Origin of the sequence: Streptomyces sp. RFCAC02 (genome assembly GCF_004193175.1) — a bacterium.
Classification (GTDB): Bacteria; Actinomycetota; Actinomycetes; order Streptomycetales; family Streptomycetaceae; genus Streptomyces.
This window is the reverse complement of sequence record NZ_SAUH01000001.1, coordinates 21,057-36,119: the sequence shown is the minus strand read 5'-3', so window position 1 is coordinate 36,119 and position 15,063 is coordinate 21,057. Positions and strand designations below refer to the sequence as shown.

Sequence of the window (15,063 nt, the reverse complement as noted above, 5' to 3'; positions counted from 1 at the left end):
AACGCTTGAGCGTGTTGGTGCCGGTCTTCAGGTAGCCGTGACCGGGCGCGCTGGGCAGGTGGCACGCGTCCGGGACACCGATCGCGGTGCGGCTCTCCCCTCGGAGAAGGTGCGCAGTCCGACGCGGTAGGACAGGTGCGCCTCCAGGCCGCGCAGCCGGCTCTCGTCCAGGCGCTGGGACGCGAGGAGGAGGTGCAGCCCCAGGGACCGGCCGAGCCGCCCGATCTGGACGAAGAGGTCGGCGAAGTCCGGCTTCTGCGACAGGAGTTCCGAGAACTCGTCGACGACGATGAACAGGCTGGGCAGCGGCAGCAGATCGGCCCCCCGCTGGCGGGCGCGCTCGTAGTCCCTGATCGAGACGAGGTTCCCGGCGTCGCGCAGCACCTCCTGGCGGCGGTTCATCTCGCCGGACAGGGCCTCCCGCATCCGGTCGACCAGGCCGAGATCGTCCTCCAGGTTGGTGATGACGGCCGCGACGTGCGGCAGTTCGGCCATGCCGGCGAACGTCGCGCCGCCCTTGAAGTCCACCAGCACGAAGTTGAGCTGGCTGGGGGAGTGGGTGGCCGCCATGCCGAGGACGAGGGTGCGCAGCAGCTCGGACTTCCCCGAGCCGGTGGCGCCGACCAGCAGACCGTGCGGACCCATGCCGTTCTGCGCGGACTCCTTGATGTCCAGCTCCAGCAGGCCGCCGTCGGCCGCCACCCCGATGGGCACCCGCAGCCGGTCCCTGACCGGGCGCTCGCGCCACAGGGCGTCCAGGTCCAGGCGGCCGGGGTCCTGGATGCCGAGCAGTCCGGGCAGAGTGTTGACGGCCGCCGTCAGGTCCTCGGTGTCCGCGGCGCCGGCGGTGTCCGCCCGGTACGGGGCGAGCTGCATCGCCAGCGCCTCCGCCTGCCCGACGGTGAGCGCGTCGGGCGTCCCCAGCTCGTCCCGGGTGTCACCGGCCACGACCGCGAGCGCGGCCCCCCGGATCTCGAGACGCACCCCGTGCGCCTCGGCCAGCGCGTCGGCACGGCCGTCCACGTCGAGCACCGTCACGCCCTGCATGCCGCCCGGTTCGAGCAGCGCCTCCACACCGCTCACGAGACCGCCGTCCAGCACGACCAGCAGGTGCGGCACATCGGGATCGGGCGCCGCGCCGCGGTTGAACCGGGTCCGCCGCGTCAGCTCGGACCCCAGCCACTCCTCCAGCACGGTGAGGCTGCGGTGCACCATCCGCACCGGGCCGGCGTGGTCCACCTCCGACGGGTGCTGCGCGTGCGGCAGCCACTTCAGCCAGCTCCACTCGAGGCCGTCCACGTCGCGGACGCAGACCACGATCCGCAGGTCCCGCGGCGAGTGCGACACCACCGCCTGGGCGATGAGCGCGCGGACGAGCGCCCGCGCCGCCGAGCGGTCCTCGCCGTCCGCGACCGACACGGCCACCGCGGCGAACCGCCGCAGCGACACCTGCACCGGCAGCCCGGGGACCGTCGAGTGCGCGTCGAGGAACCGCCGCAGCGCGACCGTGCACAGCGGATCCAGATCCTCCACGGGCGCCGACTCGCCGGCCACCAGCGGCCTCGCCAGGTAACGCGGACCGAGGCCGATCCGCACCACCCCGAAGTCGTCGTCACCGCCGCGCCGCTCCCACAGGCGGCGGCTGTCGGCGAAGCACCACAGCATGCGCGGATCGGGCGCGCCCCACTCCAAAGCCTCGCGCTGCGCCTCGGCGGTGCGCCGCACCTCGGTCCGTGTGCGGTCGAGGTAGCGCAGGTACTCGCGCCGCTCGTGGCGCGCCTGGCCCTTCACGGTGCTGCGCTGCCGCACCACGGAGCCGATGACCATCGCGAGGCAGGACACCAGGAACATGCCGCCGATGACATAGCCCAGGGGACCGCGCCCCATGGTCAGCATGTAGAGGACGGAGCCGAGTCCGCTCAGGGCGGGCAGCGCGGTCATCCAGACGTTGGCGTCCTCCGGCTTCGGCAGCACCGGCGGCGGCTTCAGCACCAGCTCACTGGTCGGCACGACCGGCCGCACGACCCGCGCGGTCCGCCGCACCACACTCGTGGGGGCGCTCATCGCGGCATCCAGTCGCCGACCCGGCCGCCGTTCTCCGCCTCGGAGATCTCCTCCTGGTCCTCGAAGTTGTTGCGGACGGCGCCACGGTCGATCTCCGCGGTCCATCCGTCGAGGAAGTTCCCGGTCAGATCGCCCAGGGCATTCTCGACGGCCCGCTGCCGGTTCTGGGCGGTGTAGGTGTCGATCAGCTTCCAGTCCCCCGGGCTCAGATTCCAGCCCTCGCCGGCACGGGGGATGATTTCGGCGGCCTTCGTGTCGGAGATGCCCGGGTACTCGGCGTCCCGCGCGGCGTCGTAGATCCTCTGTATCCCGTCCATGCCGCCTTCGCGGTTTTCCAGGAAGCGGCGCATCTCGTCGTTCCGCTCGGCCGTGGGCTCGGGGTCGCTGACGAGGTTCGACAGCCCGTCCGCCAGGCCGAAACCCTTGGCCAATCTGGCGGGTGTCGCCTCGGTGCCGAGGGCGAGAGCCGTTCGCAGCGCCTGGGCGTTCTGCTGCGCCGACTCGTCGTCCCGTTTGTCGGCCTGGTAGGCGGCGTCCAACTCGGCGTTGATGACGGCGGCGTTCAGCTCCCCGAGCTGCTCGATCTCGGCGGACGGCGTCCCGGTCCCTGCACGGCCGTCGAACACCTCGTGCGCACGCTGCCCGGTGTACTCGTCGACGGCAGACCTGAAGCTGTCGGCGTTCTCCTCCTCGCCGTGCAGCAGTGCCGAGAACAGAGCGCTCCTGTCGTCCGCGGAGAACTGGAAGCGGTCTCCGGCGACCCGGTCCACGTAGCTGTCGCCGTTCGTCGCGGCGGAGAGGTTCTTCAGGTACTCGGGATGCGACGCGATGTCCGTGAAGGCCTCCTCCGCGCGCGAGGGGAGGGAGAAGCTGTTGTCGACATAGGCCTCGGAGTTGTCGGCGATGTACTGCATCACGGTGTAGCCGGCCTTCAGTTTGTCCCTCTCCGCCGCGGTGAAGGTCTCGCCGTCGGGAAGGGTCCCGGCCCGCATCAGGTCGCCCACGGCGCGGCCGTTGTCCTGCCAGGCGAGGGTCGGGTCGAGCAGGCGCTTCACCTGGTTCTCGTCGCCGAGGAATGTCGCGGCCGCGCCGTCGTTTGCGGCCGCGAGCTGCAGGAGTTCGTGGGCACCGTCCAGGGGGTACTGCGAGCCCAGCGGCGCCTTGTTCCAGTAGTCCTTCTGGGCGTCGATGGACGCGTTGATCAGCGAGGTGCTGAACGCGTCGCTGGGCGTCACCGTGCCGTGGCTCATCAGGGCACCGAAGTCGTTGAACCGGTCCGCCTGGAGCTTGAGGTTCTGCCCGGTGCCCTCGTCGGAGATCGGGGTCTTCTCGAAGAACTCCTTGACCGTGCTCACCGGCTGGGGTCCGGTGGACGCCGCGATCACCCCGTTGGCCAGCGCTTCCTGGAACGGCTCGAAGGCCGGCCCCTTCAACCGCCCGGCCGCCAGGAGGTCCTCGGTCCCCACCTTGCCGAAGAACGCGTTCAGGTACGCCTGCTGCTCGGCGGACGGCTGCTTGGCCCCGTCCTTGTCGTCCAGGTCGTCGGCCAGGCTGTCGAGCCCCGCGGTGTAGCGCGACAGCAGCTCCGGGTCGGGATCGCCCTCGGAGAGGAGCTTCTTCACCTGCTCCCCGTTGAAGGCGGCCATCTCGTCGCTGTGCCAGATGCCAAGCGGTCCCTCGGAGGTGTCGTAACCGGCCTCCTCCAGCTCGGCCCCGTACTGGGCGAGTTTCTGCCGGTACTGACGGATCGCGTCGGTGATCTCCTCGTCGGCCCAGGAGGCCTCGTCCCCCGTCATGTTGAGGTACGTGTCGCGGATGTCGCCCGGCAGCGACGGGGGAGCGGTCCAGGCGCCCGCCGACGGAACGCCCTCGTACTCCACGTTGTTGAACGTGAACCGCGGCACCCCCGCGCCGAGGAACGGCTGGGGCGTGATCGGACTCGGCGGCGCCTGCGCGGCGAAGAACTGCTGCGCGCGCTCCCACGTCTGCACGGCCGCGGCCGAGTTGTGCTGCAGCACCTGCTGCATCCCGGCGCCTCCGTCACCCCCGTCGATCTGCGCGTCCACCTCCTCCCTGGCCTGCATCGCCCGGTTCATCGCCTTCACCAGCATCCCGACCACCTTGTCGATCCCCTCACCGTTGCCCTGGAGGCCGGCGGCGGTGGAGTCGATGCGGTCGTCCTCGACGAAAGCGGAGCCGTTGAGCGCACCCGCCTGCTGCCCGATCTCTGTCGCGCGTTCGGCCAGATCACCGGCGTCACGTGCCGAGTGGGCGGCCCGCGCGAAGATCGACGCGGTGTCGGCCATGTGCTCGGTGTCCACCTCCGCGGCGAACTCGTCCCGGTGCGTCCAGGGCTTCGCGCCCAGGGCCTCCACGTCGGCCTTGTCGAATGAGACGTCCACGGCGGACCCCCTACATCCCGTCGGCGATCGCCCGCGCGACCGCCGTGTGCGCCCGAGTGAGGGCCGACTCGGCGGCCGACTCCATCTCCTCGCCGATGTCCGCCGTCCGCTGATCGGCGCCGGCCATCTCCTCGCGGCCCTCCGCCGCCTGCTCCACCTCGCGCATCTGCCGGTCGCGGGTGGAGACCAGGGCGCCGACGAACGCGTCGGCGCCGCCGAACCGGCCGGCGTCCGGCTGCGCGGTGCCCAGCCGCCTGCGCGTGCTCTCCGCCGCGTCGGCGGACTCCAGGCTGCCCCGGGCCGACTCGCGGAACTCCTCGGGCATGTAGAAGAGCCCGTCCGTGGACATCCGTCCTCCTCCTCTCTCAGTCCTCGCCCAGCACGCCGCGACCGGCGGTGCCGCGCACGGACCACACTTCGGGGTCCTCGGTCAGTTCGGTGGGCCGCTCCGCGGTGCCCGATCCGTCCCCACGGCCGCCGTTCGTCCGGCCCCCCGCACCGGACGACGCGTGCGGCGGTGCGAACGGCCGGCCACCCTGCGCCGCCTCGCGCATCGCGAACCGGCTCGCCACCTCGGCGCGCCGGCCCAGCACACGCTGCGCCTCACGGATCACCTGCTGCCGGGCCGGCCCCGGCGTGGCCACGCTCGGCGGCAGCACCCCGCCGTACAGGCCGGCCAGGCCCCCGCCCCCGCCGGCGGCTCCCGGACCGCCGGCCCCGATCGCGGCGAGCCCCACACCGGTGGCCACCGCGCCGGGACCAGCGCCGAGGCCGGACAGCCGGGTGGCGTACTCGGTGGACTCGCCGAACGGCAGCCCCGTGACCGGATCGATCCACCGGCCGCTGTCCGGATCGAACTCGCGGCCCGTCGCCGGATCGACCAAATGACCGGTGTTCGGGCTCTGCACCCACCCGCTGAACTCCCCGTTCTCCGGGCCGAGCACCGAGAGGTACGGGGGGTACGCGTCGGACGACGCGGGCGCGACGCTGTCCTCGCCCAGCGTCCGGACGACGGTGGGCGGCGGCGTACCGTCGATCATGGTGTCCCGCCCGTCGTCACGGTCGCTGCGCGCGGCGGGCTTAGCGGACACCTCACGGTTCCCGGTCGTGCTGTCCGCCGCGCTGCTGCGGGGCACCGACTCCAGCGAGTTGCCTTCCGTCGTGCCGGTCCGCTCCGGCGCGGGCGGCGCGTCACCCCCGGTCACCTGGTCGAACTCCTGCCCCAGCTCCCCGAGTACGCTCCTTGCCTCGGCGAGGAGCCGTTCCTGCTCCTCCTGGCCTCTGAGCGCGGCGCTCACCCGGTCCGGGTCGAGTGCCTCGTCGGCCGGCAGCTCCACCGCGGCCGCCTCGTACTCGACGACCAGGGCCAGCGCCCGTTCCGTCGCGCGGGCCGACGCCTCGCCCGCCGCCTGTAGCTGGCCGGCGATCCGCTGCGCCACATCGCTCGCGCCCTGCGCCCACGACGCCGTCCCGTTCAGCCGGTCCGCGAGCTCGACCAGCCCGACGCCCGGCTCCGCCTCGGCGCCCGAGGCCGCGGCGGCGAGCCGGTCGCCCTCCGCGCTCCCCGCCCAGGCCAGCGCGAGCCAGGCGCCGGCCGCCGCGTGGATCATCACGTGCTCGGCGCTCAGGATGCGGTCGATGACCGCCCTGAACTCCTCCTCCGTCGCCATTCTGCTCACTCCGGATCGCTCGGCGGGGACGGCTGCGAACCGCCCACCGCGGCGTACATGTACTGGACGGCCTCGCCCGCCGTGACGAGCCGGCTGTGCGCCGCCCGGTCCGTCTCGTCGGCGATCTCCGCCATCCGGTAGGCGCTGTCGCTGATGTCCTTCACCGTCAGCCCCGTCCGGTCCAGCTCGTCGAGCATGGTGGTGGCCGCCGACGTCAGCGCCTGTTCCGCCCGGTCACCGCCCGGCACCCGGCCGAACAGTCCGCGGGCACCGGCCACGTCGATGAACGCCTCACGCATCGCGGCGAGCCGGTCGCTCGCCCGTGCGTGGTCCCCCGCTCGCCGGGCCGCGCCGGGGTTGAGGTCGAGGGCGCCTGTCTCCGCCATGGCTCAGCGCCCACTCCCCCTGGCCGCCCGGACCATCGCGGCACCGCCCTCGGAACCGATCGTCTGCACGTCCCGCATCGCCGTGTTCTGCGCGGTCACCCCGTCGTCGAAGCCGGCGGACTCACGGCGGAACTGCTCGTCGCGCTCGTTGATGACCTGCCCGATGCTTGCGTCCACCTGCCCCTGCTCGACGAGCGCGAGAAGCTGGCTGTGGACGTTGTTCCAGATCTCGGTGTACTGGTCCTGCTGGCTCCTGGTCTGCGACTGGATCGAGTCCAGCCCCTCGGTGACGAACCTGATGATGCTGCCGTCGTACGCGCTCATGTCCCTGCTCCTCGGGTCTCGATCGTCATTGCGCTGCTCGGTGCGGCGGCGCCGGTCACATGCCCTGGGCCACGCCCAGGTCGACCCGGACACCGGTGATGTCGACCCCGCCCAGCACGTTCGCCGCGTCGGCGTCCGTCTCGCGGCCGGTCGACGCCGTCAGCCCCAGGTCCTGCGACAGCCCGTCCAGGGCGCTCGCGAGCGCCTGCCCGGCGCGCCCCAGGTCCTCGTAGGTGGCCTCGGCCCTGCTGGTGCCGCCGCCGTTGTACGCGCCGGCGACCTGCGCGCTGTGACCGCCGATGCCGGTCGCCACCGCCTCCATGTCCGCGTACGCCTGGGCGATGATCCCCATGACCCGCTCGACCTCCTCGGGAGCGAGCTTCACCTCGTCGCTGTACACACCGTTCTCCCTTCGCTGGGAGGCGCACGGCTCACGCCGGTGCACCTGTCCGGGTGCCGCCGACCGGCGGCGCAATGGAGTCTGCGAGGGGAGATGCGAACGGGGCAACGGGCTCCGGCCGTCCCGGACGGCCCACGGGTGTCCGGGCAGGTCAGAGCCCTGTCCGGACAGAAACCCGGACAGGATCGGACGTGCTGCGGACGCCGCGGCGGATCACGGGACGGCGCGGGGCGCGCGTCGCGGCGGGCGGTGTCCGGTGGTGCGGGGGAGGGGTGGGCGCGTCAGCGCGCGGCGCCGATCACGAACGCCTGCGCGGCGTCGCCGTCGCAGGGCCGCTGGATCGCTTCGGCGCCGTCGGCCGCGCCGTCGTCGGGGAAGCCGATGCACTCGTCGGTCCCCGCGTTCCGCAGGAGGTAGGCGGGGGCGTCCCCTCCGCCACGGCCGGAGACCGGCTCCAGCCGGAAGTGCTGCTCGGGCCGGTCGGCGGCGCAGTGCTCGTCGTTGACGGGTTCGAGCAGGCCGGCGGCCGGGCCGTCGGACACGAAGGTGAGGCAGCCGCGCCCCTCGACGGGGTGGTCCCACTCCAGGAAGTACAGGTCGTCCTCACCGACGGCCCGCAGGAACGTCCGCGGCTCGGCCTGCGGGGAGCAGGGCTCCTGCACGGCCACGGGATTGCCGTAACGGCCGCTGCGCTCCACGCCTTCCGAGAGGCACAGGCCCGGCTCGTCGGCGGAGCGGATCTCCACCTCGCCGTCCGGGACGGCCGCTTCCGCGGGCGTCCCGCCGTCCCGCAGCACCACCCACGCCCCGGCCGCCACCAGCACGGCCAGTCCGGCCCCGACCGCGCCGAGGACGAGCGGGCGGCGGCGCCGTACGGCAGGTGCCGCGCCCGGTTCGGGCGCGGCGGCGATCCGCTCCCTGACGGCGAGCCACTCCCGCACATCGCTCTCGCCGCCGCCGCAGGCACGGACGAACGCGGCGAGCATGTCGGCGCGCGGCAGCGTGGAGCGGTTCAGGACGTCGGCGAGGGTGCTGCGGGCCAGCACGTCACCGCGCGCCTCGGCGCGTTCCCCGAGCTGCCGCAGCGACAGGCCGGAGCGCTCCTTCACGGTGCGCATGGCGGCGACGAGTTCGCCGACGTTCTGTGCTGCGGCGGGCGAGAACACCGGGCCGTCCAAAGCCATGCACCCATCCTTCGAATGGTTGAACGCGCTCTGATTCCATTCTATGCGGGGCGAGTTGATGTCCGCGCCCTGTCCTGGACGGCTGCGGACACCGGCGGCATGCTGGATGATGGTGCCAATCGCCCGGCCGGGGCCGGACGGGGGGACGATGGAATTCCGGGTGCTGGGACCGATCGAGATCGCCAGGGCCGGGCGGCCTGCCGAGACGCTCCCGGGCAGGCTGCGACGCACCCTGCTCGCCGTGCTGCTGGCGCGGGCGGGCCGGCCGGTGCCGGTCGACGCGCTCGCCGACGCCCTGTGGCCGGACGGGCGGGAGCCGCGGACCGAACAGCGGCTCCAGCTCCATGTGCACCGGCTGCGCCGCACCCTCGGCGAGCCCGACCGCCTCGCGCACCTCCCGGAGGGCTACCTGCTCCGGGTGGCGCCAGGCGAACTCGACGCGGAACGCTTCGAGTCGCTCGTCGCCGGGACGGTGCGGGACGCGGGCCACGACCCCGGCCGTACGGTCGCCGCGCTGCGCGACGCGCTGGGGCTGTGGCGGGGGACCCCCTTCTCCGGCCTGGACGTCCCGGATCTGGCCGACTGGGCGCACCGGCTCACCGAGTGCCGGATGACCGCGATCGAGACGCTCGCCGAAGCCGAGCTGGCGCGCGGCCGGGCGGCGGCGGTCGTGGGGGAGCTGTCCGATCTGGTGCGCGCGCACCCGCTCAGGGAACGGCTGCACGCGCTGCTGATGACCGCGCTCCACCGCTCGGGCCGCCGGTCCGACGCGCTTGCGGCCTACCGGACGGCGCGGAAGGTCCTCGTCGCGGAGCTGGGGCTCGAACCCGGCCCGGAGCTGCGCGCCCTGGAAGCGCACATCCTGACCGGCCGGGGAGCGGGCGCGGCGGACACGGCGGGGTCGGGAACGGTCACCCCCGGGCGGCCACCGACACCTCCGCCCGCCCAATTGCCCATGGACGTACGGGGTTTCACCGGCCGCGAGGCCGAACTCGCCGAGCTGGACGGACTGCTGTCCGCCGAGGTGCCCGCGGTGATCACCGCGGTGGCCGGTACGGCGGGCGTGGGCAAGACGGCCCTGGCGGTGCGGTGGGCGCACCGCGTACGGGAGCGCTTCCCCGACGGCCAGTTGTACGTCGACCTGCGGGGTTACGGCCCCGATCACCCGGTGACGCCGCAGGACGCGCTGGCCGAGTTCCTGCGCGCCCTGGGCGTGGACGGCGCGGCGGTCCCGCCGGGGCTCGACGAGCGCGCCGCGCGGTTCCGCACGCTGCTCGACCGGCGCCGCATGCTGATCGTGCTGGACAACGCCAGGACGGCGGAGCAGGTACGTCCCCTGCTGCCCGGGAGCCCGTCGTGCTTCGCCCTGGTGACCAGCAGGGACTCCCTTGCCGGGCTCGTCGCGCGGGAGGGCGCGCAGCGCATCGGCCTGGACCTCCTGCCGCTCCGGGACGCCCGCGGCCTGCTGCACGCCCTGCTCGGCGACCGGGTGTCACGCGAACCGGAGGCGACGGACACGCTCATCGAGCGCTGCGCGCGGCTGCCGCTCGCCCTGCGGATCGCCGCCGAGCTGATCCGGTCACAGCCCGCCCGTGGCATCGCCGAGCTGGCGGACGAACTGGCGCGTCAGCGGGACGCCCTCGACGTCCTGGACGTGGGCGACGACGCCCGGGCCGCCGTCCGGGCGGTCTTCTCCTGGTCCTACCGGCAGCTCGACCCGGCGGTGGCGCGGGTGTTCCGACTCCTCGGCCTGCACCCGGGGCACGACACGGACGCCCGCGCGGTGGCGGCCCTGGCCGGGACCGGCCCGCGGGAGGCGGGGCGTGCGCTGGACGCGCTGCTGCGCGCCCACCTGGTCGGTGCGTCCGCCGGCGGGCGCTACCAGCCCCATGACCTGCTGCGGGCGTACGCGGCCGAACTCGCCGCGGGCACCGACAGCGCGGCGGGCCGGGGCGCCGCGCTGGAGCGGCTGTCAGACCATTACCTGCGCGCCGCGTCGGCCGCGATGGACGTCGTCGCGCCGGACGACTACGTACCGAGGCCGGAGGTGGGCGGCCCCGACGGCACGACGCCCGCGTTCCCCGCCTACGAGCAGGCCTTCCACTGGCTCGACACCGAGCGGGCCAATCTGCTGGAGGTCGCGCGGCACGGCGACGGCACGTTCGTGCACCGCCTGGCGCAGACCATCTGGCGGTATCTCGACATCGGCGGTCACCACGACGAGGCGGCCGCCCTGCACACCAGGGCGCTCGAGGCCGCGCGACGTCTCGGTGATCCGCTCGGCGAGGCGCACGCGCGTCGTGCCCTGGGCCTCGCGATGAGCCGGATGGGCCGCAACGGGGAGGTGATCGGCCATCTCACCTGGGCACTGGCCGCGTACCGGAGGGCGGGGGAGCGGGACCTCGACGCCGCCACGCTCGGGCTCCTCGCCAACGTGCACTCGAAGCGGGGCGACCTGCACGAGGCCGGGCGCCACTACGCACGCGTGCTGGAGCTGAACTCCCGCTCGGGCAACTGGCAGTTGACCGCCGTGTCCTCGACCAACCTGGCCCGCAACCTGCTGAGTCTCGGCCGCCCCGACGAGGCGCTGCGCCATCTCGACACCGCCGTCGCCCTCTCGCGCGACCACGCCAGCAAGCCCCTTGAGTGCAACGCGCTGTGCGTCCTCGCCGAAGTGCTGGCGCACATGGGGCGCCTCGACGATGCGCTCGGCCACGCCCGCCGGAGCCTGGCCCTGGCGCGCGAGACGGGCTACCGCTCGTCCGTCGGCGATTCCCTGCGCGTCCTCGGCATGATCCACCGGGCACTCGGCGACGACGAACGGGCGGTCCGCCACCACGACGAGGCGCTGGCGATCGTCCGCGAGATCGACGACACCCTGTCGATCGCCAAGACCCTGAACGGTTTCGCGGCCGCCCACGCGGCCGCCGGCCGCCCGGCCGACGCGCTGCGCCGCTACGACGAGGCCCGCGAGGTGGCCGAAGCGGCCGAACACCGGGTGCAGTTGGCCCACGCCCACGCCGGCATCGCCGAGACGCACGCCGTTCTCGGGGACGACACCCCCGCCCGTACGCACGGCCGGCGGGCGGCCCGCCTCTACGAGGAACTCGGCCTGCCGGACCGCGCCGCTCGGCTACGAGCACGGCTGGACAGCTCTCCGTGACCGATCGGAGCGGTGCACCACGGGTCAAGAAAGCGCGGTGAAAGGGCGGTGACCAGGATGTCGGTCGGGACCCGGGCACTGGGGCTCCGGGCCCGAGCAAGCGTGGAGGCAACATGAAGCGTTTCGTGACCGTGCTCACGACTGCGGTTCTGGCCGCCGGGGGCGTGCTGACGATCAGTCCGGCGCACGCGGCGGCGTACCCGACGTGCAACGGCAGCAAGGGCGTCACGTACAGCGGCGGCGACTACGTGGTGAACCAGCCCTACTACACCGGAACGGGCTCCCGGAACTGCGTCCTCGGCTACGGTGCGCAGGGGACGGCCGTCCGCAGGCTGCAGGACGTCCTGATCAACTGCTACGGCGATCTGTACGACGACGGCATCGACGGCATCTACGGTCCCAACACGCAGGCTGCCGTCGAGGCGGTGCAACGCAGGGAAGGCGCGTCGGTCGACGGCGAGTACGGTCCGGAGACCCGTCGGGAGATGCGCTGGGTCGTCCACGGGCCGAGCGGAGTCGGCTGCGCGTATCCGCGCCTGTGAGTGCCCCGGGCGGGGCGTGCGCGCCGGACGCTTCCGTGCCCCGTCCGGACGACGCAGCCGTCCGGGCCGCCCACGCCGTGAGCGGTCCGGACCCGACGTGGTGGGTGGGGGCCGTGTCCGCCGTGCCGGGCCGCCCGCCCGTCACGGCGTCCCGGCCGCACCCGGACCCGTGCGGCGTGCCCGCTCCGCGCGGGTGTGGTGGCGGCCGGGGGTGTAGCCGTACTCCCGGGTGAAGGCGGCGACGAACGCGGAGGCGCTGGCGTAGCCGACGAGGTGCGCCACCCGGGTCACCGGCCGGTCGCCGAGCAGGGCGCGCGCCGCCCGCATCCGCAGCACGGTGCGCCAGCGCGAGAAGGAGACGCCGAACTCCCGCACGAAATCGCGCTGGAGCGTCTTGACGCTGACGTGCAGCCGGCCGGCCCACTCGCGCAGCTCGGTGGCGTCCCCCGGATCGCGGGCCAGCTCGCGCGCGACGACGGCCGCGAGTCCGCTGCCCGTCGCGTGGTGGGCGACGTAGGCGTCGGCCGAGGGCGCGAGCCCGGCCATGAACCGCTCCCGCGCGGCGAGCGCCTCGGACTCCGGGCAGCCCGTCCGGGCGATCACCGTCGTCAGCAGCCGGGCCGCCTCGGGGTCGATGGAGACGACCCCGGCCCCGAGGCCCGTGAGCGCCGGCGGCACCTGGCGCAGGCAGACCCGGTAGACGGCTCCGCCGTCCCCGGCGCGCACCTCGTGTGCCACGGCGCGCTCCGCCCAGAACGCCTCGCCGGCGCCCGTGAACCGCACGCGCGGCCCGTGCAGCAGGGTCAGGATGCCGGCGGGGGAGAAGTAGAGCTGGTGCAGGAAGTCCTGCCGCCGGTCGTCGAACTCCAGCATGTCGGCCGCGCGGTAGCGCAGCACGAAGATGCCGTCCGGGCGGCCCAGACCGTACCCGAATTCCTCGCAGCGCACCGGGTTCGTGCGCGGATGTCCTGTGAGCGACACGGTGTGACCTCTCCGCGATACTTCCTCGAACTGAGGTGAGGCTAACCTAAGCCACTGCTCGTCGCATGAAATCCAAGGAACCCACGATGCGCCCACCCAAGCCGAGAGCCCTCGCCGCTCTCCTCCTCCCGCTCGCCCTCCTCGCCGGCTGCTCCTCCGACAGCGGTGACGACGACGGCCGGAACACCGACGCCACCCGCGTCTTCGCGGCCGACAACGGCGACATCACCATCCCGGCCGACCCGCAGCGGGTCATCGCCACCGGCTACGCGGTCCCCGCCCTCATCGAGGCCGACGCGGCACTCGTCGGCATCTCCTCCTGGGAACGCGGCCGGCCGCTCATGACCGACGAGGACCGCGCCACCTACGACGAGCTGCCCAGGATCGCCGGCGAGAACGCCTCGGAGACCAACTACGAGGCCATCGCCGCCCAGGACCCCGACCTGATCGTCATCGGCGTCCCCGCCCCCGTCCTCGGCGACATCGACATGGAACGCCTGGAGTCCATCGCCCCCGTCGTCGCCATCGGACCCACCATCCCCTCCGCCTGGCGCGAACTGTCCGAACGCCAGGCCGACGCCGCCGGCCGTCTTGAGCACTTCGAGGAGGCCCGCGACGCCTACGAGCAGCGCGCCGCCGAACTGACCGAGAAGTACGCCGACACCCTGGCCGGCCTCGACTTCGGCCACGTCGGCTCCTACGGCGACGCCGCCGCCGGAACGTTCATGCGCGAGTACGCGGACGCCTGGGGCACCAACATCGCCGGCGACATCGGCGTCTCCTACCCCGGCGAGCCCGCGGAACCCGGCGAGGGCAGCGCGGCCGTCTCCGAGTACCCCTCCATCGAGGAACTGCCCGAGAGCCTCGGCGACGCGGACGTCATCACCTACAGCGTCGGCCCCGACGGCACCCCCAACGAGGCCGTGAACTACGTCCTCGAATCCGAACTGTGGCAGAACCTCCCCGCCGTCCAGGCCGGCCGCGCCATCCCCCTGCGCTACACCGAGGCGGCCACCTACGCCTCCGCCCTGCGCACGCTCGACGCCATCGACGAGGCCCTCACACCGCTGCTGGAGGACCAGTGACCGTCACCGACCGCAGCGACCCGCGGGGCCGCGTCGCCGACCACCTGCGCTCGGGCTCCGGCGTCGTCCGCATCCCCTACCCCATCGGCATCCGCACCCTCACCCTGCTGAACCGCACCGAGATCACGCCCTGCATGCTCCGCCTGACCCTCGGCGGTCCGGGACTCGACGGCTTCCACAGCTACCAGGCGGACGACCACATCCGCATCGTCTTCCCGGACCCGGACGGCACACTGCGCGTCCCCGTGCCGAACGACCGCCAGATGCTCGACTGGCCGCGCCCGTTCCCCATCACCCGCCAGTACACCGTGCGCCGCTGGGACCCGGACACCCGCGAACTGGACCTGGACTTCGTCCTCCACGACGGCGGCGTCGCATCCGAGTGGGCACGGCGGGCGGCCATCGGCGAGGACGTCATCGTCGCCGGACCGCCCGGCGCCAAGGTGTTCCCCCTCACCTACGACCACTACATCCTGGCCGTCGACGCGACCGGGCTGCCGGCCGCCGCCCGCTGGCTCGAAGAGGCCGGCGACGACATCAGCGCCGACCTCGTGGTCGAGACCGACGAGGCCGTCGAGCACGACTACCCGCTGCCGGAGCGCGCCGGCGTCACCGTCCACCGCCTGATCCGCGACGGCCGCCCCTCGGCCCTCGCCGACACCGTCACCGCACTGCCGCTGCCCGCCGGACGCGTCCTCCTCTTCGCCGCAGGCGAGGCCGACGACATCAAGCCGCTGCGCGCCTGGCACAAGGACCGGACCGACGCCTCGTTCACCGGCTACTGGAAGCGCGGAGTCGCCGGACTTGATGACTGACACCCCGGCCGCACCCGCGTCCGGGTCCCGCACCGCCCCCGCCGCGG

General features: G+C 73.5%; 13 protein-coding genes. 4 read left to right on the top strand and 9 right to left on the bottom strand.

Features of this window, described 5'->3' with window-relative positions:
- Nucleotides 1–27: 27 nt before the first annotated feature.
- The 8 genes from eccCa to EMA09_RS00125 form a co-directional block, all read right to left on the bottom strand.
- Nucleotides 28–2,064: a type VII secretion protein EccCa gene (gene eccCa / locus EMA09_RS29385; protein ID WP_346655796.1), complete on the bottom strand. Its 2,037-nt coding sequence runs from the start codon at nucleotides 2,062–2,064 to the stop codon at nucleotides 28–30.
- A complete protein-coding gene (locus tag EMA09_RS00155) occupies nucleotides 2,061–4,466 on the bottom strand; it encodes a hypothetical protein (protein WP_129837670.1) in 2,406 nt (801 codons plus the stop codon). Before EMA09_RS00155 ends, eccCa begins: the two co-directional genes overlap by 4 nt.
- A 10-nt stretch (nucleotides 4,467–4,476) precedes the next feature.
- Nucleotides 4,477–4,815: a hypothetical protein gene (locus EMA09_RS00150; RefSeq protein WP_129837668.1), complete on the bottom strand. Its 339-nt coding sequence runs from the start codon at nucleotides 4,813–4,815 to the stop codon at nucleotides 4,477–4,479.
- A 16-nt stretch (nucleotides 4,816–4,831) separates the two neighbouring features.
- On the bottom strand, nucleotides 4,832–6,136 hold the full coding sequence (locus EMA09_RS00145; RefSeq protein WP_129837666.1) for a hypothetical protein: 1,305 nt from the start codon (nucleotides 6,134–6,136) through the stop codon (nucleotides 4,832–4,834).
- Nucleotides 6,137–6,141: 5 nt separating this feature from the next.
- Nucleotides 6,142–6,522 carry a hypothetical protein gene (locus EMA09_RS00140; RefSeq protein ID WP_129837663.1) on the bottom strand — a complete coding sequence of 127 codons (381 nt, stop codon included), beginning with the start codon at nucleotides 6,520–6,522 and terminating at the stop codon, nucleotides 6,142–6,144.
- A 3-nt stretch (nucleotides 6,523–6,525) separates the two neighbouring features.
- Nucleotides 6,526–6,846, bottom strand: a complete 321-nt coding sequence (locus tag EMA09_RS00135; RefSeq protein ID WP_129837661.1) for a hypothetical protein — start codon at nucleotides 6,844–6,846, stop codon at nucleotides 6,526–6,528.
- A gap of 55 nt (nucleotides 6,847–6,901) precedes the next feature.
- The gene (locus EMA09_RS00130) at nucleotides 6,902–7,246 is read right to left on the bottom strand and encodes a hypothetical protein (RefSeq protein ID WP_129837658.1); all 345 of its coding nucleotides are present in this window, start codon (nucleotides 7,244–7,246) and stop codon (nucleotides 6,902–6,904) included.
- Between the two features lie 281 nt (nucleotides 7,247–7,527).
- Nucleotides 7,528–8,430, bottom strand: coding sequence for a helix-turn-helix domain-containing protein (locus tag EMA09_RS00125; RefSeq protein WP_129837655.1), 903 nt, complete (start codon nucleotides 8,428–8,430; stop codon nucleotides 7,528–7,530).
- A 160-nt stretch (nucleotides 8,431–8,590) separates the two neighbouring features.
- On the opposite strand from EMA09_RS00125, the gene EMA09_RS00120 reads away from it, so the two are divergent.
- Nucleotides 8,591–11,593: a BTAD domain-containing putative transcriptional regulator gene (locus tag EMA09_RS00120; protein ID WP_168220603.1), complete on the top strand. Its 3,003-nt coding sequence runs from the start codon at nucleotides 8,591–8,593 to the stop codon at nucleotides 11,591–11,593.
- A gap of 113 nt (nucleotides 11,594–11,706) precedes the next feature.
- A complete protein-coding gene (locus EMA09_RS00115) occupies nucleotides 11,707–12,135 on the top strand; it encodes a peptidoglycan-binding domain-containing protein (protein WP_129837649.1) in 429 nt (142 codons plus the stop codon).
- A gap of 141 nt (nucleotides 12,136–12,276) precedes the next feature.
- On the opposite strand, the gene EMA09_RS00110 is transcribed toward EMA09_RS00115, so the two are convergent.
- Nucleotides 12,277–13,116, bottom strand: a complete 840-nt coding sequence (locus tag EMA09_RS00110; protein ID WP_240796145.1) for an AraC family transcriptional regulator — start codon at nucleotides 13,114–13,116, stop codon at nucleotides 12,277–12,279.
- An 86-nt stretch (nucleotides 13,117–13,202) separates the two neighbouring features.
- On the opposite strand from EMA09_RS00110, the gene EMA09_RS00105 reads away from it, so the two are divergent.
- The gene (locus tag EMA09_RS00105; RefSeq protein ID WP_129837647.1) at nucleotides 13,203–14,201 is read left to right on the top strand and encodes an ABC transporter substrate-binding protein; all 999 of its coding nucleotides are present in this window, start codon (nucleotides 13,203–13,205) and stop codon (nucleotides 14,199–14,201) included.
- Entirely contained in the window at nucleotides 14,198–15,016 is an 819-nt protein-coding gene (locus EMA09_RS00100; RefSeq protein ID WP_129837644.1) for a siderophore-interacting protein, read from the top strand. Before EMA09_RS00105 ends, EMA09_RS00100 begins: the two co-directional genes overlap by 4 nt.
- Nucleotides 15,017–15,063: the final 47 nt, after the last annotated feature.